The 22,048-nt window shown below is 67.7% G+C and carries 19 protein-coding genes and 1 tRNA gene; 12 read left to right on the top strand and 8 right to left on the bottom strand.

What is annotated here, in order from left to right; genetic code table 11:
• Positions 1–391 precede the first annotated feature (391 nt).
• Positions 392–643: a helix-turn-helix domain-containing protein gene (locus ACYQOP_RS07100; RefSeq protein ID WP_461221852.1), complete on the bottom strand. Its 252-nt coding sequence runs from the start codon at positions 641–643 to the stop codon at positions 392–394.
• Between the two features lie 160 nt (positions 644–803).
• On the opposite strand from ACYQOP_RS07100, the gene ACYQOP_RS07095 reads away from it, so the two are divergent.
• The 6 genes from ACYQOP_RS07095 (at position 804) to ACYQOP_RS07070 (ending at position 3,781) form a co-directional block, all read left to right on the top strand.
• The gene (locus tag ACYQOP_RS07095) at positions 804–1,061 is read left to right on the top strand and encodes a hypothetical protein (protein ID WP_461221851.1); all 258 of its coding nucleotides are present in this window, start codon (positions 804–806) and stop codon (positions 1,059–1,061) included.
• 12 nt (positions 1,062–1,073) lie between these two features.
• Positions 1,074–1,607 (top strand): hypothetical protein, encoded by a 534-nt coding sequence (locus ACYQOP_RS07090; RefSeq protein ID WP_461221850.1) that lies wholly within the window; start codon positions 1,074–1,076, stop codon positions 1,605–1,607.
• Position 1,608: 1 nt separating this feature from the next.
• On the top strand, positions 1,609–1,860 hold the full coding sequence (locus ACYQOP_RS07085; RefSeq protein ID WP_461221848.1) for a hypothetical protein: 252 nt from the start codon (positions 1,609–1,611) through the stop codon (positions 1,858–1,860).
• 79 nt (positions 1,861–1,939) lie between these two features.
• Positions 1,940–2,455, top strand: coding sequence for a hypothetical protein (locus tag ACYQOP_RS07080; RefSeq protein ID WP_461221847.1), 516 nt, complete (start codon positions 1,940–1,942; stop codon positions 2,453–2,455).
• A gap of 2 nt (positions 2,456–2,457) precedes the next feature.
• Entirely contained in the window at positions 2,458–2,643 is a 186-nt protein-coding gene (locus ACYQOP_RS07075) for a hypothetical protein (RefSeq protein ID WP_461221846.1), read from the top strand.
• Between the two features lie 79 nt (positions 2,644–2,722).
• Entirely contained in the window at positions 2,723–3,781 is a 1,059-nt protein-coding gene (locus ACYQOP_RS07070; protein WP_461221845.1) for a tyrosine-type recombinase/integrase, read from the top strand.
• A gap of 12 nt (positions 3,782–3,793) precedes the next feature.
• Here ACYQOP_RS07070 and ACYQOP_RS07065 read toward each other — a convergent pair.
• Positions 3,794–3,870: transfer RNA gene (locus tag ACYQOP_RS07065), tRNA-Arg, on the bottom strand.
• Positions 3,871–4,059: 189 nt separating this feature from the next.
• On the opposite strand from ACYQOP_RS07065, the gene ACYQOP_RS07060 reads away from it, so the two are divergent.
• Together ACYQOP_RS07060 and ACYQOP_RS07055 are read left to right on the top strand one after the other, a co-directional pair.
• Positions 4,060–5,109 (top strand): cysteine synthase A, encoded by a 1,050-nt coding sequence (locus ACYQOP_RS07060; RefSeq protein WP_207411073.1) that lies wholly within the window; start codon positions 4,060–4,062, stop codon positions 5,107–5,109.
• A 188-nt stretch (positions 5,110–5,297) separates the two neighbouring features.
• Entirely contained in the window at positions 5,298–5,453 is a 156-nt protein-coding gene (locus tag ACYQOP_RS07055; protein WP_018046049.1) for a hypothetical protein, read from the top strand.
• A gap of 66 nt (positions 5,454–5,519) precedes the next feature.
• Here the strand turns inward: ACYQOP_RS07055 and ACYQOP_RS07050 are convergent, their stop codons facing one another.
• A complete protein-coding gene (locus ACYQOP_RS07050; protein WP_461221843.1) occupies positions 5,520–6,944 on the bottom strand; it encodes a serine protease in 1,425 nt (474 codons plus the stop codon).
• 280 nt (positions 6,945–7,224) lie between these two features.
• On the opposite strand from ACYQOP_RS07050, the gene ACYQOP_RS07045 reads away from it, so the two are divergent.
• The 4 genes from ACYQOP_RS07045 to ACYQOP_RS07030 all read left to right on the top strand — a co-directional run bounded on the left by ACYQOP_RS07045 (position 7,225) and on the right by ACYQOP_RS07030 (position 16,939).
• Positions 7,225–12,465 carry an alpha-2-macroglobulin family protein gene (locus tag ACYQOP_RS07045; RefSeq protein ID WP_461225231.1) on the top strand — a complete coding sequence of 1,747 codons (5,241 nt, stop codon included), beginning with the start codon at positions 7,225–7,227 and terminating at the stop codon, positions 12,463–12,465.
• Positions 12,466–12,469: 4 nt separating this feature from the next.
• Entirely contained in the window at positions 12,470–14,674 is a 2,205-nt protein-coding gene (gene pbpC / locus ACYQOP_RS07040) for a penicillin-binding protein 1C (RefSeq protein WP_461221842.1), read from the top strand.
• 334 nt (positions 14,675–15,008) lie between these two features.
• Entirely contained in the window at positions 15,009–16,043 is a 1,035-nt protein-coding gene (locus tag ACYQOP_RS07035) for a GGDEF domain-containing protein (RefSeq protein WP_461221840.1), read from the top strand.
• 179 nt (positions 16,044–16,222) lie between these two features.
• Entirely contained in the window at positions 16,223–16,939 is a 717-nt protein-coding gene (locus tag ACYQOP_RS07030) for a hypothetical protein (protein WP_461221839.1), read from the top strand.
• A gap of 7 nt (positions 16,940–16,946) precedes the next feature.
• Here ACYQOP_RS07030 and ACYQOP_RS07025 read toward each other — a convergent pair whose 3' ends face one another.
• From ACYQOP_RS07025 to msuE, 5 genes are all read right to left on the bottom strand, one after another.
• Positions 16,947–17,921, bottom strand: coding sequence for a sulfonate ABC transporter substrate-binding protein (locus ACYQOP_RS07025; RefSeq protein ID WP_461221838.1), 975 nt, complete (start codon positions 17,919–17,921; stop codon positions 16,947–16,949).
• A gap of 250 nt (positions 17,922–18,171) precedes the next feature.
• A complete protein-coding gene (gene ssuD / locus ACYQOP_RS07020; RefSeq protein ID WP_056422701.1) occupies positions 18,172–19,335 on the bottom strand; it encodes an FMNH2-dependent alkanesulfonate monooxygenase in 1,164 nt (387 codons plus the stop codon).
• Between the two features lie 46 nt (positions 19,336–19,381).
• A complete protein-coding gene (locus ACYQOP_RS07015; protein ID WP_461221837.1) occupies positions 19,382–20,227 on the bottom strand; it encodes an ATP-binding cassette domain-containing protein in 846 nt (281 codons plus the stop codon).
• A gap of 54 nt (positions 20,228–20,281) precedes the next feature.
• A complete protein-coding gene (ssuC, locus tag ACYQOP_RS07010; protein WP_056422707.1) occupies positions 20,282–21,070 on the bottom strand; it encodes an aliphatic sulfonate ABC transporter permease SsuC in 789 nt (262 codons plus the stop codon).
• Positions 21,071–21,166: 96 nt separating this feature from the next.
• Complete coding sequence (msuE, locus tag ACYQOP_RS07005) at positions 21,167–21,790, bottom strand: FMN reductase (protein WP_461221835.1); 624 nt, start codon at positions 21,788–21,790, stop codon at positions 21,167–21,169.
• Between the last annotated feature and the right edge of the window lie 258 nt (positions 21,791–22,048).

Raw genomic sequence — 22,048 nt, 5'->3', positions numbered from 1 at the left:
CAAGCATTTGTTTGATGCTTGCCACAGCATCTTACATGAACCCCTGCCCACGTAGACCTACTTAGCTCCAAAAAATCGCACCTACGGCTTTGGCAGCAATCAATGGCTTGGCAGTCGCTCACCGAGAACGGCTGATTACCCGCCTCAGCGACGGCGCTCTTGAACGCCTTGTAGAAGCCAAGGTCATTTATAAGGGTGACTCAGTAGGCAAGGTGCCCGCCGATTTTGCGAACGACCTCCCAGGTGCCACTTACTCTGTCGCCAGTTTTTCAGATCCTTTAGCCACATGTTCGCCTTCAGCGAAAGGAAGCGCAGCTCCAAGACCCGGAAATTTAGGAGTACGCCCATAAGATTGGTGTAAGTGGACCGTGGGCGGCGCCTCGGCGGCAAATCAATCGGAATTGGCCCTGGCTTTCCGCAGCCTCACCCCAGGCCCCTCACCGTTCTGCTCGATGAAGATGACGCCAGCGGCTTCAAGGGCGGAGAGGATTTTGTCCCGTGTGTCAGCGTAGCCGCCCAGATCGCCCTCACCAGTTTCGAGCCGGGCCACGGTAGGCTTCGAGACGCCTGAACGCTCAGCCAAATCGCCCTGCGACCAGCCTAGGAGCGCGCGGGCTGCTTTGACCTGTCTGATCGATGCCATGCCAACCTGATATTTTTGATATTGACTTCGGATCGTTCTGACCTGATATCTAAATTATCAGGTTCGGTGCTGAAGAGCAACGCGGCGGAGGCCCGATGCCTGCGCGAGAGCGCAGCCCCACGCACATCCTGATATCCTTCAGCCCCGGAGCACACCGGTTATGGCAACGCCTTCGCTCGCCCCTCTGCATCTGAAACGCCGCCCGACTGATGGTCTCTACGCCCGCCGGGCACCCATCCTAGAGACCGACGAGCATGGCCCTGACGCCAGGGAGCACTGGCCCGTCATCCGCGCCGATCGGCCGGACACGGACCACGTCCGCGCCCCACGCTTCCTCGATATGGCTGGCGACCTCGTCTCGGCCGTCCTCATCATCGCCGGGGGCGTGCTCGCCTACGGCTTCGTGCATATGGCTTGAGTGGAGGATGGCATGAGCACCGCTCGAAAGAACGCCTCCGACGACCAGAGGCCAAACCTGCGCCAGCGCGCAAAGGCATCGAGGCAATCGGCCGCTTCCATCATGGAAGCCTCGCCCGGAAACGCACCTCGACAGGAGATCTGTGCCGCCGGCCGGCTCGGCGAAATGCTGGCGAAGGTATGGGACCTTCGGGACAAACTGGACGAGGAAACCACACCGGAGAACCGCACAATTCTCCAGCCAATGGAGGACTACTATTTCCGGAAGATCGACGATCTTGAGACTGCCATCAGCTTCGCGCGGGCCACGTCCCCGGCCGGCATGTTAGCGCAGCTTGCTGTAGCTGCGTCAGCTGTTGATTTGGCGTCCAATGGCTCGAACCATGCCATCTGCTCGGCAGCCGGCGAACAAGCAGAACGATGCCTGTTCTCAGTCGCAGCTGCCCTCTGCACGATGTTTAGCCTGGACCGCGTGCGCTTCGGAGCGAGTCGCTATCTGTCAGAGAATTGCGACCAACTCGCTGTCCTCGCGCCCGAGGTGGCCTGACATGACCAACGTCGTTCGCTTCCCGGCCTCTCGCCGCATCCAGGCCACGACCATCCCACGCGAGGAATTCGAGCGCCTAGCCGAGCTCGCCCTCGACATCGTCGACCGCATCGTGGCGCTTCTCGATGAGGCCGACGGTGATGCCGATCGCGAACCGGACGCCGATGGCGAGTCGTCGCTAGCGGCTCCTATCGGTGGGCCGTGCCAGATCGTTTGGGCGAGAGGTGGAGACAAAGATCATGAGATTGGCTGAGAAAAATCTATACATAGGCGCTTGACCTAAAGCGATCGCTTCAGCTAGAACAGCTCAAGCGGTCGCTTTAGGTGCTATCATGCTCGACGATAACCGGTTCACTCTTTCCCAAGTTGCTGAAGCAGCGGGCGTCCAAGTTGGAACCCTGCGCTCCTGGCTTCAGAGGAAGCACTGGCGCCTGGACATGGCCATCGGTGACAACCCGTCGGACATCGCTGGGAGAGCGCATTTAGCCACCTTCCGACGGGCCCTTCAGGTTGGCACGGCCGTAGAACTTGTCCGCAACGACGTTGAGCCTTCGAGAGCGTTTCGAGCAGCGCTTAGTTTCGTTGATGGATTCAGCGAAGTTCTCGATGGTGGGCCTCGACAGGATAATGGTCTCTTTGACGACGGTCTGACTCTGCTGGCCGTTTATCCGGGCCATGACCACGGCGTAATCATGCGCGTCGACCTCGGGGCTACTTCCGGGTCCTCTTCGCTGTCCAACATTCTGTTTCCAAAACTGCCAAGTGGCAGACAAACCTCTGGCACCTTCGTCTGCCTGAACTGGATCTATGACCGGATGGCTTCGCATCTTCTTGGAGGACGCCCCTAACCATGGCCCGCCGCCCCACCATCACCCAAGCTGCCATCTCCCGCGCCGTGAAGGGTGCTCAGGCCGCCGGCCTGAAGGTCGGTCGCGTCGAGATCGAAGGCGGTAAGATCGTGCTCTACTCTGGCGAGAACGTCATTGCTGACCAGAGCCCCCTCGAAAGCTGGAGATCTCGCCGTGGTTCGCGCTGAGTATCCGGGTGTCTTCTGCACCTACAAGAGGCTCAAAGACGGCACACGACGGGCGTACTGGTACCATCGAGCTACCGGTATGCGTCTCACGGGTGATCCAGGCTCACGTGAGTTCATGATGAGCTGTGCCGATGCCGAGCGGACGCTCAAAGCGCGGCATTCCGGCGATACTTTCAACGGCCTCATCCGGGAGTACACAGCTTCACCGGAATTCATGGATAAGCTCTCTGCGAGCACACAGCGCGAGTACAAGCGCATGCTCACGAAGGCCGAGCCCGAGTTCGGCGACATGCCTCGCGAGGTTCTGTCGGACCCGAAGGTCCGCCGGGATTTCCTAGATTGGCGCGCAACGGTCGTTAGGTCGTCAGGCGAGCGGGAAGGCGACAACCGCCTGTCGGTCATCTCAGCGATGCTCACCTGGGCCGTCGAGAATGGCCGGCTTGATACCAACCACATCAAGGGGTTTCGTCGCCTTTATCACTCTGATCGATCGGAGATCATTTGGCTGCCGGAACACGTCGCGGCCTTCATGAGCGTGGCGCCCTTGGAAATGCAGCGAGCGCTGATCATCGCCCTGCACACGGGTCAACGTCAGGGTGATCTGCTGCGGCTACCCTGGTCTGCCTATGACGGTACCGCGATCACTCTTCGGCAAGGCAAAAGCGCGCGGGGCGGTAAGACTGCGCCTCTGGTGACGATCCCCTGCACGTCGGCATTGCGGCGCATGCTGGACGGCATGGATCGCGTCTCACCCCTGGTGCTGACCACTAAGACCGGAAGGGCCCTGCAGAAGCGATATTTCGCCGAACTCTGGGACCGGGCGATGCTCGAGGCTGGGATTGGACAGGTATCCCTCCCCGGCTTGGAAAAACCGGTCAACCTTCACTTCCACGATCTCCGTGGGACGGCCGTGACCATGCTCTCCGAGGCGGGCTGCAATCCTCAGCAGATCGCCACCATCACGGGTCATTCGCTCAAGACGGTGACTGTGATCCTCGATCGCTATCTCGCGCGCACGAGAGCACTCGCAGACCAAGCGATCTTCAATTGGGAGAACTCACCACGAACGGAGTTTGCAAACCGACTGCAAACCAGGGCTCAAGATCCCAAACCCCCGAAGGGAAAAGTTCATGTCTAACAACAAGATGAGTGGCGCGCCCGAAAGGATTCGAACCTCTGACCCCCAGATTCGTAGTCTGGTGCTCTATCCAGCTGAGCTACGGGCGCCGACCTGACCGGGGGAGAGTTGTGCGCTCCGCCGTCGGTGGGGGTGTCTAGAATCTCCTTTTCAGCTTGGCAACCCCTTCTCGACCGATAGGCGTACCTTTCTGCGATCCGCGTGATCGTGGGTGGTCGCGGGACGCCGTGTCGGTCATGCTCGTTGCTCCTCACATCGCAGGAGACGCCCGACCCGTCATGACCACGCGCACCCCTTCCCTCTCCGGCGACGTCCTCGCCGCCATCGGCGGAACGCCGCTGATCCACCTGCGCAGGGCGTCGGACCTCACCGGCTGCACCATCCTCGGCAAGGCCGAGTTCCTCAATCCCGGACTGTCGGTGAAGGACCGGGCGGCCCTGTCCATCGTCGCGGATGCGGAGCGGCGCGGGTCGATCCGGCCGGGCGGCACCATCGTCGAGGGGACGGCGGGTAATACCGGCATCGGGCTCGCCCTCGTCGCCTCGGTCCGCGGCTACCGCACGGTCATCGTCATCCCGGAGACGCAATCGGCCGAGAAGAAGGAGACGCTGCGCCTCGCCGGCGCCCGCCTCGTCGAGGTCCCGGCCGTGCCGTTCTCCAACCCGGACAATTACGTGCATGTGGCGCGCCGGCTCGCCGAGCGCCTCGCTGCCACCGAACCGGCCGGCGCCTTCTTCGCCAACCAGTTCGATAACGTCGCCAACCGCCAGGCGCATGTGGAGACGACCGGCCCCGAGCTCTTCGCCGCGACGGAGGGGCGGATCGACGGTTTCGTCTGCGCCGCCGGAACGGGGGGCACCCTCGCCGGCACCGCCCAGGCCTTGCGGGCGCTTAAGCCCGGAATCACCGTCGCGCTCGCCGATCCAGAGGGATCGGCGCTACATGCCTATTACACCACCGGCACGCTGAAGGCCGAAGGCTCATCGATCACCGAAGGGATCGGCCAGGGCCGGGTGACCGCCAATCTCGAAGGGTTCCGGCCGGACCATTCCTTCCGCATCTCCGACACGGAGGCCCTGGACATCGTGTTCGGGCTGATGCGCGAGGAAGGGCTCAGCCTGGGCGGCTCATCGGGGATCAACGTCGCCGGCGCGATCCGGCTCGCGCGGGTTCTCGGCCCCGGCCACACCATCGCGACCATTCTCTGCGACGGGGCGGCGCGCTACGCATCTAAACTGTTCAACCCGGCTTTCCTCACCGAGCGCGGGTTACCGGTGCCGGCCTGGCTCACGGAAACGGCGGGCGATCTCCCCGACTGGCGGGCCTGATACCGGACGGCGACGGGTGCGTCTCATGGCCGTCCGACCGTGCGGCTGGGGCTGAAATCGACTTTCCTGCAACACCGTCATCAATCTGCATCATCGTGACGCGGTCGCGTTGAACGGAATCGGCGGATGGACGTTGCACCGGTCAAGCTCAAGCAATGTTGGTTGGGCGTGACCGGAGTTTCTTTCCCATGACCCTGACCACCATCCTGCTCATCATTCTGATCCTCGCCGTCCTCGGCGGCGGCAACTTCCTCGGTGGCGGCGCTTATCGCGGGCAGAGCTTCGGTCTGGGCGGTATCCTCATCATCATCCTGATCGTGCTTCTGGTCACGGGACGCCTCTGACCGCACGACCGGATCTGCGGGGCGTTCCGGCGCCCCGCAGGTCATGCATCCGGGACAACGCGATCCTTATGGACAGGTGAGGCCGACCACCGAGTCAGCCACCCTGGAGGCGACCGCGCCGAGGGTGGAACCCGATCCGCCGCTGGCCGCCCCCGGCGAGATGCCGTTCTCGGCCAGGAACGCGAAGGCCACGAGGCCATCGACCATCGGGTAGCTCATTGGCGGCGCCACACCGGCGACGAGACGGGGCGACGACGGATAGCGGGCGACAAGGCCCGCCAGGGCTCCGTCCCGGTCGAGCACGATGGCCCCCGACGATCCGGGCTGTAGCGGCGCGGAGAGCCGATCCCCGGCGGCTTGGCCCGACGAGACGGCGATCCCCCCTCCCGCATCGGCCCCCAGGACCACGAGCGCATCGCCCGGCGTCAACGCGCTCCCTTTCGCAGCCAGGGTGGCAACGCGGCCCTTCGCGCCGGTCCCTTCGAGAAGTGCCAGATCGCGGCCTGAATCCACCTTGACGATGCGTGCTGTCGCGCCGGCGATCCGTGGTGCCGCACAGGTCTCCAGGATCGAGGAGCTTGTCAGGACACGCCCCGGGGCGACGACGAGGCCGATGCCTGTCGTCACAGCGGCGCGGACCAGAGGCGGCAGGGCTTTCACCGCCGGAGCCGGCGTGGACCTGTCGAGTGTCCCACCGGGCTTGGCCGCCACCTGGGCAGGAGCCGCATCGGCCGTCTCCGGGAACGGAACGAAGCTGTTGGCGATGGCGATGACCAGACGGTCCAGATCCGGCCCGAGGGCCTTGTCGTAGCCGATGGTGAAGCCGCGAACTCCCCCCGGGGCGGCGGCATAGCGGATGTAGGATTTGCCGGTCGCGGTCTCGCCAGTGACCACGAGAAAATCCGGTCGCTTAATCTTGTAGGTGACCTTGCGGTCGGCGCCCGGCGCGGTGATGCGGGCGAATAGGGCATCGAGACTGGTCTCCTCCGGGGCGAAGGATTTGGTGTCGAGGGTGACGCGGCCATCCCCGCTCTGCCAGCGGGTTCCGCCGGCCTGAGGGCTGCGCTTGGCGAGCAGGCGCTCTGGCACGCCGATCACGACGCCGCTCGCCGAATCGGGCTTCACGGTGAAGCGCGCCGCCTTCCGGGCGGCATCACCCGCGGCGAGGATCGCCGCCCGCATCCCCGCGTCGGGGAATCCGGGTGCGGGGTGTCCGGCGCGCCTCTGGTAGGAGAGCAAGGCGTCGTAGGTGCGTCGCCCAAACGTGCCGGTGATGACGCTGTTGTAGTCGCCGGTCCAGACCAGGGCGTCCTGCAGGCCCTTCCTGTCCGGCTCCGGCAGGGGCTCGAAAGCCGCCTTCGCCGCCTCGAAAGCGGGGTCGGCCGCCGGTGCCGCACGGGCAGGCGCCTGGGCGGGGCCTTGCGCCTGAACCGGCAGGACGAGGAGGGCCAGAGCCGCCGCAACCCCTGCGAATCGCGTGCGCTGCGTCATGGTCCACGCTCCCAGATGGCCTTTTGCCGATGCCGTTTGCGAAGGTGTGACAGAGGGATCGCCGGATTTCCAGCCGATCGTCAGAGCGAGCGCGTCATTGCGGCGCGCGCGCGAGGTGCTAGGGTCCGGCGCGGCACCGAGGGGGGATCGGATGCCGCCGAAGACGAGGTGGGCGATGTCGGGATCAACCAGGCTCGGGCGCGCGACCGCCCATTTTTCCATAACCGTCTTTGCCAGAAGCGTTCTCGCCGGTACTCTGGCGCTCGGCGGTCTGGTCGCGATGCCGGCTCTCGCCCAGGCGCCCGACCGTCCGGTGGCGCGGATCGCACCCCCGAAACCAGCGCCATTACCCAAGGCTTTTCAGCGTGACGCGCTGGCCAGCGACGGATTCCGTCTCGAGGCGACGTTGCGGTCGGAGGCCGCCCCTGGCCCCGCTAGACCGGCGGCCAAGTTGCGGGCCGAAGGTGAGGCTCTGGTGGAGGCCGAGAAGGCGTCCGACGCCCTCAAGCTCCTCGCCGGGGCCGTCGCCGCCGATGCCAGCGACCCGCAGAACTGGATCGCCTATGCCCGCGCCGCGAGCACGGTGGGCAATGACGACCAGACCGGGGACTACTCCTTCCGCCGACGCCTGCGCGGCCAGGCTCGGGCCGCCGCCTATCAGGCCTATCTGAAAGCGCGCGGTGCCGCCGCCGAGGCCGAGGCCCTGGCGACGCTGGGCGAGGTCTATGCCGATGAATCCGAATGGCGGCCCTCGCTCGAGGCCTACCGCGCCAGCCTCGCGCTCGCCGACGATGCCACGGTGCGCGAGACCTATGAGGGTCTGCGCGCTGAGCACGGCTTCCGCATCCTCGACTACAAGGTTGATTCCGACGCCGCCGCCCCGCGCGTCTGCTTCCAGTTCTCCGAGAGCCTGGCCCCGAAGACCGATTTCACACCCTTCGTCGCCGTCTCGGGCGCCGCCAACGCCGCCGTCACCGGCAATGGCCAGCAGATCTGCGTCGACGGGCTGAAGCATGGCGAGCGCTACGCCTTCGTGCTGCGCTCGGGCATCCCGTCCTCCGTGGGCGAGGCCCTGCTGAAATCGGCCGATTACGAAGTCTACGTGCGGGACCGTTCGCCCCAGGTGCGTTTCACCGGGCGCAACTACGTCCTGCCGCGCACCGGACAGGCCGGCGTGCCGCTGGTCTCGGTCAACGCGCCGAAGATCGACGTGGAGGTGCTGCGCGTCGGCGACCGTGGCCTGCTGCCGTCCCTGCGCTCGGAGGAGTTCCTCGGTCAGCTCAGCGGCATGACCGCGAAGACCATCGCCGATCAGAAGGGCATGCGCGTCTGGAAGGGTACCCTCGACACGGCCAAGGCCGAACTGAACCACGAGGCCATCACTGCCTTTCCGGTGCTGCAGGCGGTCGGCAAGCTGGAGCCCGGCATCTACATCATGCTGGCCCAGGCCAGCGGCGTCGCCGCCTCGACGGACGAGGATGGCGGCTACGAGGCCCAGGCCACGCAATGGTTCGTCGTCTCGGATCTCGGCCTCACCGCCTTCAAGGGCCGCGACGGCATCCACGTCTTCGCCCGCTCGCTCGCCAGCGCGAAGACGGTTCCCGGCGCCGAAATCCGCCTCGTGGCCCGCAACAACGAGGTGCTGGCGACGAAGAAGACCGACGGCCAGGGCCACGTCGCCTTCGATCCGGGCCTCGCGCGGGGCGAGGGCGGGATCGCGCCCGGCCTCGTCGTCGCCCAGCTCGGCGACGATTACGGCTTCCTCGACTTCTCTCAGAGCGCCTTCGATCTCACCGACCGGGGCGTGAAGGGCCGTCCGCAGCCGGGTGCGGTGGAGGCCTATGTCTTCCCCGAGCGCGGTGTCTATCGCTCCGGCGAGACCGTTCAAGTTACGGCCTTGCTGCGCGACGCCGCCGGCATCGCCGTGCCGAACCTTCCCCTCACCCTGGTGGTGAAGCGTCCGGACGGGGTCGAGTATCGCCGCGTCCAGGTCGCCGATGCCGGCCTCGGCGGCCGTGCCCTGCCCCTCGCCCTGATGCCGGGCGCGATGCACGGCACCTGGCGGATCGCCGCCTATACCGATGCGAAGGCGCCGCCTGTCGGCGAGGCAACGTTCCTCGTCGAGGATTACGTCCCCGAGCGCCTGGAGGTCACCCTCACCCCGAAGAGCCCGACCCTGACGAAGGGCGAGCCTGCGACCATCGACGTCGCCGCGCGCTATCTCTACGGCGCGCCGGGCTCGGGCCTCGACGTGTCGGGCACGGTCCTGGTCCAGGCCGCCGCGACGAGCGGGATCAAGGGGCTCGACGGGTTCTCCATCGGCCTCGACGACGAGAAGGTGGAGGCGACCTCGGCCGAGATCGAGGCCAAGGCCACCACGGACGCCAAGGGATCGGCGACCGTGACGGTGCCGGTCCAGGCACTCAGCGCTCCGCGCCCCATCGAGGCGAAGATCACGCTGCAGGTCGGCGAGCCGGGCGGACGGGCGCTGAGCCGAAGCGTCACCCTGCCGATCCTGCCTTCCGGCCCCGTCCTCGCCATCCGCAAGAATTTTTCGGGCGACCTCCCGGAAGGCGGTGTCGCCACGTTCGACGTGGTCATGGCGAGCCCCGACGGACGGAAAATCCCACAGAACGGCGTCGCCTGGACCCTGTCCAAGGTCGACCGGAACTACCAATGGTACCGCGAAGGCGGGCGCTGGTCGTTCGAGCCGGTGACCTCGACGCGGCGCATCGCCGACGGGCGGCTCGACCTCGCCGCCGACGCGCCGGGCCGGGTCAGTTCCACGGTCAGCTTCGGCACCTACCGCCTCGAAGCCCTGGTCGCCGGCCGGCCCGAGGCCACGGTCAGCGTCACCTTCACCGTGGGCTGGGGCGGATCCGAGACCGCGGACGTGCCCGATCTCCTCGACCTGAAGCTCGACAAGCCGAGCTATGCCGCCGGTGAGACCCTGAGGGCCCGTCTCCAGCCGCGCTTCAGGGGCACGGCCACCCTCGCCGTGGTGAGCGACAAGGTCCACGACATCCTCGACGTCACGGTGTCGGACAGCGGGACCACCGTGGATATTCCCGTGAAGGCGGAATGGGGGTCGGGCGCCTATCTCGTCGCCACCGCCTACCGTCCGCTCGACCAGGCGGCCAAGCGCCTGCCGGGCCGGGCACTGGGCCTCGCCTGGTTCTCGGTGGATACCGACAAGCGCAGCCTCGCCGTGACCGTAGGGGCGCCTGCGACCACGCGGCCCCGCGAAACCCTGACCCTGCCGATCCAGCTCGCTGGTCTCTCCTCCGGCGAGGAAGCACGGATCAGCGTGGCCCTGGTCGATGTCGGCATCCTCAACCTCACCCGCTACGAATCGCCCAATCCCTTCGGCTATTTCTTCGGCCAGAAGGCGCTGGGACCGGAGATCCGCGACCTCTACGGATACCTAATCGACGGCATGCAGGGCACGCTCGGCGCGATCCGCTCGGGCGGTGACGGCGGCGCGGCGGAACTATCTGATTCTCCGCCGACCCAGGCGCCGCTGGCGCTCTATTCCGGTGTGGTCCGCGTCGGCCCCGATGGCCGGGCCAGCGTCGACTTTCCCCTGCCGGCCTTCAACGGCACCGGCCGGGTGATGGTGACCGCCTGGAGCAGAGCGAAGGTCGGCTCCGCGCAGGCCGACGTGATCATCCGAGATCCCGTCGTGCTCACCGGCACCCTGCCGCGCTTCCTCAATGTCGGCGACCGCTCGCGCTTCTTCATTGCCATCGACAATGTCGAGGGACAGGCCGGCGATTATACCGTGGATCTCGACCTCACCGGCCCGGTCCTGGTCTCGGCCGGCGCGGTCCACAGCACCATGAAGCTGGAGGCCGGCGCCAAGGGTTCCCTGGTGATCCCGATCACCGCCGCCGGCCCCGGCCTGTCGCGGCTCGACGTCAACCTTTCCGGTCCCGGCATCACCGGCACAGTCGGCCAGAGCTTCTCGCTGAATATCGGTCCCGGTACCGGAGCCCTGGTCCGCCGCTCGGTGAGTTCCCTCGAACCCGGCGCCAGCCTGCAGGTGACGGGCGACCTTCTCACCGACATCCTCCCCGGCACCGGCTCGGTCTCGGTGACGGCCTCCTCGCTCGCCGCCCTCGACGTGCCCGCTCTGCTCCAGGCACTGGACCGCTATCCCTATGGCTGCTCGGAACAGACCGTGAGCCGGGCGATGCCGCTCCTCTACGTCAACAAGCTCGCCTCCCTCGACAGGCTCGGCATCGACGACAAGGTGGACGAGCGGGTGCGCGAGGCCATCGACCGCGTGCTCTCGCGCCAGGACGCTTCGGGCGATTTCGGCCTGTGGAGCGTCGGGGGGTCGAGCGACGTCTGGCTCAACGCCTACGTCACCGACTTCTTGACCCGCGCCCGAGAGCGCGGATTCGCAGTGCCGCAGACCGCCTTCGCCAACGCCCTGGACCGCCTGCGCAATACGGTGGCCAACACCACGGAGGTGCGCGACGGCGGCATGGACATCGCCTACGCGGCCTATGTGCTGGCCCGGAACGGGCGGCCGGTGATGGGCGACCTGCGCTACCTCGCCGACACCAAGCTCGGTGAGTTCACGACTCCCCTCGGACGCGGCCAGATCGCGGCGGCTCTCGCCCTCCTCGGCGACCGGGGCCGCGCGGCCAAGGCGTTCGAGTCGGCGGTGACCGCGCTCGGATCCGCGCGCGACACCTCGACCTATCGCGCCGATTACGGCTCGCGCCTGCGCGACGGGGCCGGCCTTCTCGCTCTCGCCGCCGAGACGGGCCTCGCCCGCGAGACGATCCGGCCGTTGGGTCAGGTCATCACCCAGGAGCGGGCCAGCGGACGCCTCACCAGCACCCAGGAGAATGCCTGGATGGTGCTTGCCGCCGAGGGGCTCGCCAAGGACGCGGACGCGTTGAGCTTCAGCGTCGACGGCACGCGGCAATCGGGCCCGGTCTCGCGGCTCTACCGCGCCCCCGCCCTCGACGCGAGGCCCGTCACCATCACCAATGACGGGACGGGCGCCGCCCAGACGGTGGTGAGCGTGTCGGGCAATCCCATCGCGCCGGAGCCGGCGGAATCACGGGGTTACTCCATCGAGCGGACCTATCATCGCCTCGACGGCACGGTGGTGGATCTCACGCAAGGAGTTCGCCAGAACGACCGCCTCGTGGTGGTGCTCAAGGTGGCCGAGGCCAAGGCCAGCGCCGGCCGCCTCCTGCTGGTGGACCGCCTGCCCGCCGGGCTCGAGATCGACAATCCGAAGCTCCTCGATTCCGATGCCCTGGCGGGGCTCGCTTTCGCCAAGTCGGACGTGCAGCCGGTGAGCACCGAGTTCCGCGACGACCGTTTCGTGGCGGCCTACGAGCGCAGCCCCGAGCAATCCGCCTTCTTCACCGTGGCCTACACCGTGCGGGCGGTCTCGCCCGGCACCTATGTCCATCCCGGCGCCACCATCGAGGACATGTACCGCCCCGAACGCTTCGGCCGCACCGCCTTCGGTTCGGTCGAGGTGAGCGCGAAGTAGGCTCATGGATCGCGACATCCCCTCCCCTCCCCCCTTTGCGGGGGAGGGTGGCCCACGAAGTGGGTCGGGAGAGGGGAGCGCCACGTCCGGAGAGGTCGCCCCCTCTCCCGCCTGCTCCGCAGGCACCCTCCCCCGCAAGGGGGGGAGGGTTTCCGGCGGCGTGATCGCCCTCCTCATCCTCCTCCCCGCCCTCGCCCTCTGGCGCTTCGTCGCGACCCTCCCGCCCCTCGACCTGACCCAGGCGAGCCTCCGATCAACCGTCATCCTCGACCGGGACCGCCATCTCTTGCGCCCCTTCGCCACCGCCGACGGGCGCTGGCGGCTGCCGGTGACGGGGGCGGACGTCGATCCGCGCATGCTCGCCATGCTGAAGGCCTACGAGGACCGGCGCTTTGCCGACCATCCCGGCATCGACCCCGCCGCGACCCTGCGCGCCGCCTGGCAATGGCTCCGCCACGGCAGAATCGTTTCCGGGGGCTCCACGCTGTCGATGCAGGTAGCTCGCCTCGTGGAGCCGCGCCCCGAGCGCTCGCTTAGCGCAAAGCTTCGGCAGATGGTGCGGGCGGTCCAGCTGGAACGCCGGTTGGGGAAGGACGGCGTGCTCGACCTCTATCTCGCGCTCGCCCCCTATGGCGGCCCGGTGGAGGGCTTGCGGGCGGCGAGCTTCGCCTATTTCGGGCGCGAGCCCGCCCGGCTCTCCTTCGCCGAATCAGCCCTCCTCGTCTGCCTGCCGCAGGCGCCCGAGGCGCGCCGGCCGGATCGCTACCCCGCCCGCGCCCGGCAGGCGCGCGACAGGGTGCTCGACATCGCCGCCGCGCGCGGAATCATCACGCCCGCCGAGGCGAAGGCCGCCAAGGCAGAACCGGTGCCGGACCAGCGAAAGCCCTTCCCGATGCTGGCGGCCCATGCGGCAGAAGCGGCCGTGGCCGCCGATCCCGCCGCGCGGGTCCAGCGCCTCTCCCTCGACGGGCGGCTGCAGGCGAGCCTCGAACGGCTGGCCGCCGAGCGCGCCGCGGCCATCGGGCCGGGCATCTCGGCGGCGATCCTCGCCATCGACAACCGCACCGGCGGGGTGATCGCGCAGGTGGGAAGCGCCGGCTATCTTGATGCCAGCCGCTCCGGCGCCATCGACATGACGGGGGCGATCCGCTCGCCCGGCTCGGCCCTGAAGCCGTTCATCTACGCGCTGGCCTTCGAGAACGGCATCGCCCATCCCGAGACCCTCCTCGACGACCGGCCGGTGCGCTTTGCCGGCTCCTACGCGCCGGAGAATTTCGATCTCAGCTACCAGGGCACCGTCACGGCGCGGCGCGCGCTCCAGCTTTCCCTGAACGTGCCGGCGGTGGACCTGCTGGAGGCGGTGGGCGCCGCCCGCTTCATCGCCCGTCTGCGCGGCGCGGGAGCGCGGATCGACCTGCCGCGCGACACGGCACCCGGCCTGCCGGTGGCTCTGGGCGGCCTCGGCATCACCCTCACCGACCTCGCGCGGCTGTTCTCCGGCCTCGCCCGTGGGGGCTCGGTGCCCGACCTGATCCGCCGCCTCGACGGGCCGGCCGCATCGCCCCCGCCGGAGCTGCGCGTCACCGAACCGGTGGCGGCCTGGTACGTCGCCGATACCCTGCGCGGTGCGCCGCCGCCGGAGAACGCGCTACCCAACCGGATCGCGTTCAAGACCGGCACATCCTACGGCTATCGCGATGCTTTGGCGGTGGGGTTCGACTGGCGCGTCACCATCGCGGTCTGGGTCGGGCGGGCGGACGGCAACGCCGTGCCGGGTCTCGTCGGTCGGGCGGTGGCCGCGCCGATCCTGTTCGACGCGTTCTCGCGCTTCGGCGGCGAGCCCGATTCCGTGCCGATGCCCCGCGACGCCCTGGTGACCACCACCGCCGGCCTGCCGCCGCCCCTGCGCCACATCCGCAAGGACGTGCCCAAGACCCTGTCGGCGGCCCTGGGCTCGGCCCTCAAGATCGCCTACCCGCCGGATGGCGCCCGCATCGATCTAGGCCTCGCCGAACCCGGCCCTGCGCCGAGCCTCGCCCTGAAGGCGCTCGGCGGGGTGCCGCCCCTCACCTGGATGGTCAACAGCCTGCCCGTCGCCGAGAGCGCCCGGCGCCAATCGGAATGGTCACCGGACGGCGCGGGCTTCGCCAGGATCTCGGTGATGGACGCGTCGGGTGCCAGCGACAGCGTTGTTGTGAGGCTGGAGTGACCGCCGACCCGGCAGGTCGTGGTGCAACCTTGAAAGTCGCGCGAAAGGCTTACACGCGCTCGACGAGCAACGATACTTCGCGACGACTTAGTGCACCGGCGATGGATTATCCTCGCCCAGTCGCCACGAGCAGAGCGCCGGTATTTATCACATCGCACCGGCCTCGCGACAGTTGTCGCCGGGATTCAGCTGGACCGGATCCTTCGGTGATGCGCTCTTAAGGCTTTGCCGTTAAGACAGTTTCGGTCCGTGCCGCTACGAAGTCGCCTTCATGTTTCCGATTCCCGACGTGCCGACCCTTAGTCTATGCAGCACGCTGATAAGCGTTGCTTTCATGACGGTCTATCTGACGTTGTGGCGTAACCGGACCGGACAATCTTTCCTGCTCGACTGGGCGGGAAGTTCCGGACTCTACGCAGCGATCATGATCGGCTTCGGAGTGGTGGGCGATCATCCGGTTGCGATCGCGGTCCTGCACGCGCTGCTCGGCGCTTCCTCTCTCCTGGTCCTCACCGGTGTGGACCGGTTCGACGGCCTGCCAAAGCGTCGCCCCTGGGCGATCCCCCTGATCCTGCTGCCCGGCCTCGGATATCTCGGCCCCGCCCTTCTGCTGGACCGGACGGCCGCGCAGATGGGCGGCATCCTGGGTTTGGCGGTCGTCATGCTGGCGATCGGCTCGGTTCTCGTGAGCGGCCGGCGCGGCGACGTCATGGGAGGGCGCCGCATCGCCGGACTGGCGCTCCTCGGATACATCCCCGCCTATCTGCTCACGCTCGTCATCCTGACGAACCAAAGTGAGATCCCCTATGCCGTGGCCCTGGTGCCACTGCTGGCGGACCAGATCCTGCTCCCTATCCTCAATCTCGGCCTCATCTCGATGCCGGGCGAACGGGCGCAAGCAGTTCTTCGCCGTCTCGCCCTGCATGATACGTTGACGGGCGCCCTCAATCGCGCCGGCCTCACGGCGGATTCGCCGGCTATTGTCGCCCTGGACACGGCGGTGATCGCCATCGATGTCGATCACTTCAAGTCCATCAACGACCGTTACGGCCATGCGGCGGGCGACGCGGTGCTGGTCGCCCTGGCCACCTGCACCATGCGCCGCCTTTCGGGCCGGGACCTTTTCGTGCGCCTGGGTGGCGACGAGTTCATCGTCGTTCTCGCCGACACCGCCCGCGAGACCGCCCTCGCCTTCGCGGACGATCTACGACGTGCCTTCCGGGCGCTGCCGGACCTGCCGGCCTGGACCGCCAGCATGGGGGTGAGCATGGTCGCGGCGGGGGAAACGTCGCTTATCCGGGCGATCGCGCGGGCCGACGAGGCCCTCTACGAGGCCAAGGCGTCGGGACGCGACCGCGCCGCGGCCTGACCGCCGTGAACGCTCATCGCGGCTTGCATGCGAAGCCGGCCCTCAGCAATGACGCCCCTCGCGTGCGACGCGTCACGCCGGAGGCTCGCGAATTCGTGTGTCCTCCGCCTGGGCCAAGCTTTGAAGCGGCCGATCGATTCGACGGACGAAGGGGCGGCGGACATGAATGAGGATCGGACATGAGCGGTAGCATGGTCCCAGCGACCGATCCCCTCGCGGTCGCGGAAGCGACCCTGGCCGACGCCGCCACCTCTCTCGAACCGGCGAGCGCACAACGCCTGCCGCTAGCCCTCAAGCTCGCCTATACGGCCTTCATGGCGGTGCTCGTGCCCGTCTACTGGAGTTGGTACGGGCCGACCAACTTCCTCTATTTCTGCGACGTCGCCCTGCTGCTCACCCTGGTGGGGATCTGGCGGGAGAGCCCGCTCCTGGTCTCCATGCCGACGGTGGGCATCCTGGCACCCCAGTTGCTCTGGGTGGTAGATTTTCTCGCCGAACTCGGCGGCGTGTCGCTCACCGGCATGACCGCCTACATGGTCAAGGCCGAGAACCCGCTGTTCCTGCGCGGGCTCTCGCTGTTCCACGGCTGGCTGCCGTTCCTGCTCGTCTACCTAGTCTGGCGCCTCGGCTACGACCGGCGTGCCTGGGCGGCATGGTCCGGCCTCGCAGTCGCGGTGCTGTTCGTGTGCTTCTTCCTGATGCCCGCTCCGCGCCCCGATGCCGGGCTGGACCCCGTCAACATCAACTACGTCTGGGGCATGAGCGACGCCGTCGCCCAGACGATGATGCCGGCCTGGGCCTGGTTCGTGAGCCTTCTCGTCGTCATCCCCCTCGTCCTGTGCGGGACGACCCACCTTGTCCTGCGCCGGCTCATGCCGGCGCCGGCCGGACGGTAAAGCCCCATCAACTACCGGATTTCCGCACGGCGTCGGAGACGGTGATGGGCTTGGGCAGCAGACCAAGGCGGTGGAACGTATCGGCCACCTTCTGTTGGTCGGCGATGACGGCCGCGTCCAGCGGGGTCACGCCGTAGGTCAGCCGCTTGAGGGCGATCGTGAGGACCGGCGCCGGGATGCCGATGGCGGGGGCCAGTTCGGCGGCCACCGCGTCGGTATTGTCCTTGGCCCAGGCGTCGATCTCGCCGATCGCGGCGAGGGTGGTATCGAGCGCCTCCTTATTGGCGTCGGAGAATGGGCGGGTCGACAGGTAGAACTGGCGGTTCGGCACGATGTCGGTGCCGTTGACGAGAGTCCGCGCGCCGGTGGCCCGCTCGCCCGAGGCGAGAAAGGGGTCCCAGATCACCCAGGCATCGACGGCGCCGCGCGAGAAGGCCGCGACCGCATCGCCGGGCGCCAGGAAGACCGGCGTCACCGCCTCGTAGGGCACGCCGGCCTTCGCCAAGGCCTCGACCAGGAAGTAATGGACGTTCGAGCCCTTGTTCAGGGCGATCTTCTTGCCGCGCAGATCGGCGACGGTCTTGATCGGGCTGTCCTTGGCGACGAGGATCGCCTCGCCGAGCGGTGCCGCCGGCTCATGGGCGACGTAGAGGAAATCCGGGTTGTTGGCCTGCCCGAAGATCGGCGGCGCCTCCCCGGCCGAGCCGAGATCGATGGCCCCGGCATTCAGCGCCTCCAGCAGCGGCGGCCCCGAGGGGAACTCGGCCCAGCTCACCCGGTAGCCGAGCGGCGCCAGCTTCTTCTCCAGCAGGCCCTTGCCCTTCAGCAGGACCAGCGTGCCGTATTTCTGGTAGCCGATGCGGATGACCTTGTCCTCGGCGCGCGCTAGCAGCGTGCCGAGGATCAGGAATGCGAGGGCGGTGAGGAAGGCGAGGGTCGTCTGCCGAGGCGGGGAGAGGGTGCGCGCGGTGGAACGGGGCATGGAATGTCCTCGTACAGCTTCTGGAACAGATGTCCGGTGAGAGGCCCGCCTCTCCCCGCGGGCGGGAAGAGGACCGGATGCACCTTGTCGTGCATCCGGTGAGTGGAGGCGAAGCCGGAACGAGGGTGAGGGGGACTCACCGGAAAAACCTCCTTCGGCGTCAGCCCCTCACATCGGCTGCCGCCTCGCCGCGCCGACGACGGAGTCGTCGCGGCCCTCTCCCCGCGAGCGGGGGAGACAATGCGTCCTCTCAATGCGCCGCGATCCGGCGACTGGGGACGATGTCGTTGGCGATGACTTCGCCGAACGGGCCGTTGTTGCGGGCGTTGCTCGGGGGAACACCGGTGGTGGCGCGAAGCGGCAGCTTCGGGAAAACGAGTTCGGCGAAGCGGTAGGCCTCCTCCAGATGCGGGTAGCCGGAGAGGATGAAGCGATCGATCCCGAGGTCGATGTACTCCTTCATCCGGTCCGCCACCTGATCGGCCGAGCCGACGAGCGCCGTGCCGGCGCCGCCGCGCACGAGGCCGACGCCGGCCCAGAGGTTGGGCGAGACTTCGAGCTTTGTGCGGTCGCCGCCATGGAGCGCCATCATCCGGCTCTGGCCCACGGAATCCTGGCGCTTGAGAGTGGCCTGCGCCCGCGCGATGGTCTCGTCGTCGAGGCGCGAGATCAGGTTCTCGGCCGCCGCCCAGGCTTCGCCCTCGGTCTCGCGGACGATGACGTGGAGGCGGATGCCGTAGGAGAAGGTCTTGCCCTTGCGGTCGGCGGCTTCCTTCGCCTTGGCGATCTTCTCGGCGACGCCCGCCGGAGGCTCGCCCCAGGTCAGGTAGACTTCGCAATGCTCGGCCGCGACTTCGATGCCGGCCGGCGAGGAGCCGCCGAAATACAGCGGCGGATAGGGTTTCTGGACCGGCGGGAAGATGAGCCGGCCGTCCTCCACCTTGAGATGCTTGCCTTCGTAATTCACCGTCTCGCCGGACATCAGCCCGCGCCAGACATGCAGGAACTCGTCGGTGACAACGTAGCGCTCGTCATGGTCGAGGAAGACGCCGTCGCCCCGCAGCTCCACCGGGTCGCCGCCGGTGACGACGTTGATGAGGAGGCGCCCGTCCGAGATCCGGTCCAGGGTCGCGGCCATGCGGGCGGCCATGGACGGTTCCTGCAGGCCGGGACGCACCGCCACGAGGAAACGCAGACGCTTCGTCAGGGCGGCGAGAGCCGAGGCGATGACCCAGGAATCCTCGCAGGAACGGCCGGTGGGCAGCAGCACCCCGTAATAGCCGAGCTCGTCCGCGGCCTGCGCGATCTGGCGGAGATAGGCCAGCGACACGTCGCGGGCGCCTTCCTGCGCGCCGAGGTAGCGGCCGTCGCCATGGGTGGGAAGGAACCAGAGGACGTCGGTCTCTGCGGTCATGGGATGCTCCTGGTGTTGTGCCGGTGGGATCGCGCGCGTCCGGGGATCAGACCGGGGCGCGGTCCTTCAGCAGATGGTCGAGGATACGGCCTTCCAGCCGCGCGAGTTCGGGGTCGCCGCGCCGGCGCGGGCGGGGCACGTCCACGGTCAGGTCGAGGGCGACGCGGCCCTCTTCCACCACGAGGATGCGGTCGGCCATGGCTGCCGCCTCGGCAACGTCGTGGGTGACGAGGATGGCGGTGAAGCCCTGGTTGCGCCAGATCCGCTCGATCATGTCCTGCATGTCGATGCGCGTCAGGGCGTCCAGTGCACCGAGAGGCTCGTCGAGGGCGAGCAGGCCCGGCCGGCTGACGAGGGCGCGCGCCAGGGCGACGCGCTGGCGCTGGCCGCCGGAGAGGGTGGCCGGCCAGTTGCCGGCCTTGTCGGTGAGGCCGACCTCGGCCAGCACGGACGCGGCCCGCTCGCGCCGCTCCTGGCGCCGCCCGGCCCCGCCGAGCCCCACGGCGACGTTGTCGGCGACCCGGGCCCAGGGCAGCAGGCGCGGCTCTTGGAACATGATGCGCTTGGTAGCCGAGCGCGCACCTGGGTTCTCCAGGTCGATCCGCCCCGCGCTCGGCTGTTCGAGCCCGAGAATCAGGCGCAGCAAGGTGCTCTTGCCGCAGCCCGAACGGCCGACGATGGCCACGAACTGGCCCGCCGGGATGTGCAGGTCGAGCCCCTCGATCACCTGATGACCGTCGAAGGATTTCGCCAAGCCGCGCAGGGTGACGGCGACCCCTGTGCCTGCGGTCGCCGCAGGACGCGTGGACTGGCGGAGCGGGGGAGCGACGGGCACCTCGCGGGGCGGCGCGAGAGGGGCGTCGGACGCCCGAAGCAGGGTGGAGGCGGTCATGGACGTCGTCCGTAGGGTTGATCGAAGAACAGGGGCACGTCGGGTCGATGCCCCTCAGATATTCCGATAGGCCGGGTTCCAGGCGAGGAACGAACGCTCCAGCAGCCGGGTCAGGGTGTCGGCGATCTTGCCGAGGAGGGCGTAGATGACGATGGCCAGCACCACCACGTCCACCAGCATGAACTCACGCGCCTGCATCGCCATGTAGCCGAGGCCGGACGAGGCCGAGATCGTCTCGGCGACGATGAGCGTGAGCCACATGATGCCGAGCGCGTAGCGCAGGCCGACGAAGATCGAAGGCAGCGCACCGGGCAGGACCACCCGAAGGAACAGGGTCGTGGGCGACATGCCGTAGACCCGGCCCATCTCCACCAGTTGCGGATCCACCGAGCGGATGCCGTGCAGGGTGTTGGCGTAGATCGGGAAGAATACGCCGATGGCCACAAGGAAGAGCTTGGCCTCCTCGTCGATGCCGAACCAGAGAATGACCAGGGGGATCAGCGACAGGTGCGGGATGTTGCGCACCATCTGCAGGGTCGTGTCGGTGAGCTTCTCGGAGAGCTGCGACAGGCCGTTGGCGAGGCCGAGGGCGAAGCCGATGCTGCCACCGATGAGGAAGCCGACGGCCGCCCGCAGGAAGCTGATCCAGAGATTGGCCCAAAGCTCACCGGTCTTGCTCGCCTGCCAGCCCGCGGCGATCACGTCCGAGGGCGCGGGCATGAAGCGGGTGGAAACGAGGCCGGTCGAGGCCGCCGCCTGCCAGCCGGCGATGATCGCCACCGGCACGAGCCAGGGTGTCAGGCGGCCGAGGATGTCGGAACCGATGGTTGTCTTCCGTGGCATGTGTCCAGCCCTTGCTGACTGAGGCTCTGTAGGAGGCGCCGATCTCGGCGCCGTCGGGCGCATCGCCCGGCCGGCGCCCCCGGTCGTCCGAGCGGGCTATCGGTTCGGAGCGGCGAAGGCGGCGGCCGGCGCGGCCTCGAACGAAGCCGAGGGCTTCGCCCGTGCGCCGAGCAGCGCAGCGAGCTGGGACGCGGCATCGGAAACGCGGCCCCGCACGCCCTCGTCGACGAGAATTCCGTCGGTGAAATCCACGTCGCTGCCATAGACGGAGGTCGGGACGGTTTGCGCGCTGAAGAAGCCGAAGAGAGGCCGCAGGGAATGCTCGACGACGAGGGCGTGACGCGCGCCTCCGCCCGTGGCCGACAGCACGACGGGCTTGCCCACGAGAGCCGCCGGATCGACGAAGTCGAACAGGTGTTTGAACAGGCCGGTATAGGCGCCCTTGTAGACCGGCGTCCCGACGATGAGCGCATCGGCGTTCTCGATCGCCTCCAGAATGCGCCGGGCCGGCAGCGAAAGCTGATCGCGCGACCAGGCCGCGCCGAGGCCGGTCCCGGCATCGACGACGTCGAACAGGCGGATATCGGCGCGGAGCCGCGCACCGGTCGCCTCGGCCACCGCTTCGACGAGCGCCCGCGTCTTGGAGGGACGCTGGAGATTGGCGCTGAAGCCGACGATGCGGGGGAGCGGGCCTGAGAAAGAGCTGCCTTGTAGAGACATCGAGCGCCTACCGATCGGGTTCGGGAATGTGCCGGGGGCATCGATCAGAACGTTCCGTCCGATCGTCAAATGCGCCCCGGCATCGTTGCCGAACTGTGATCGCAGCGACGATCCGGGTCAACGAAACGTGCTTTTAAAAGAACAAGGCGAGGGAGATGAGTCTTCGCTTAGATCTCACACGAAGAGATAAAACTTTTGAACTAGAACTTTCCTGCAAAAATTGCGGCCGTCCTGCGACATCGATCCAAGTGAACGGGT

The organism is Methylobacterium sp. CM6247 (genome assembly GCF_054817925.1).
This window is presented reverse-complemented; position numbering and strand designations above follow the sequence as displayed.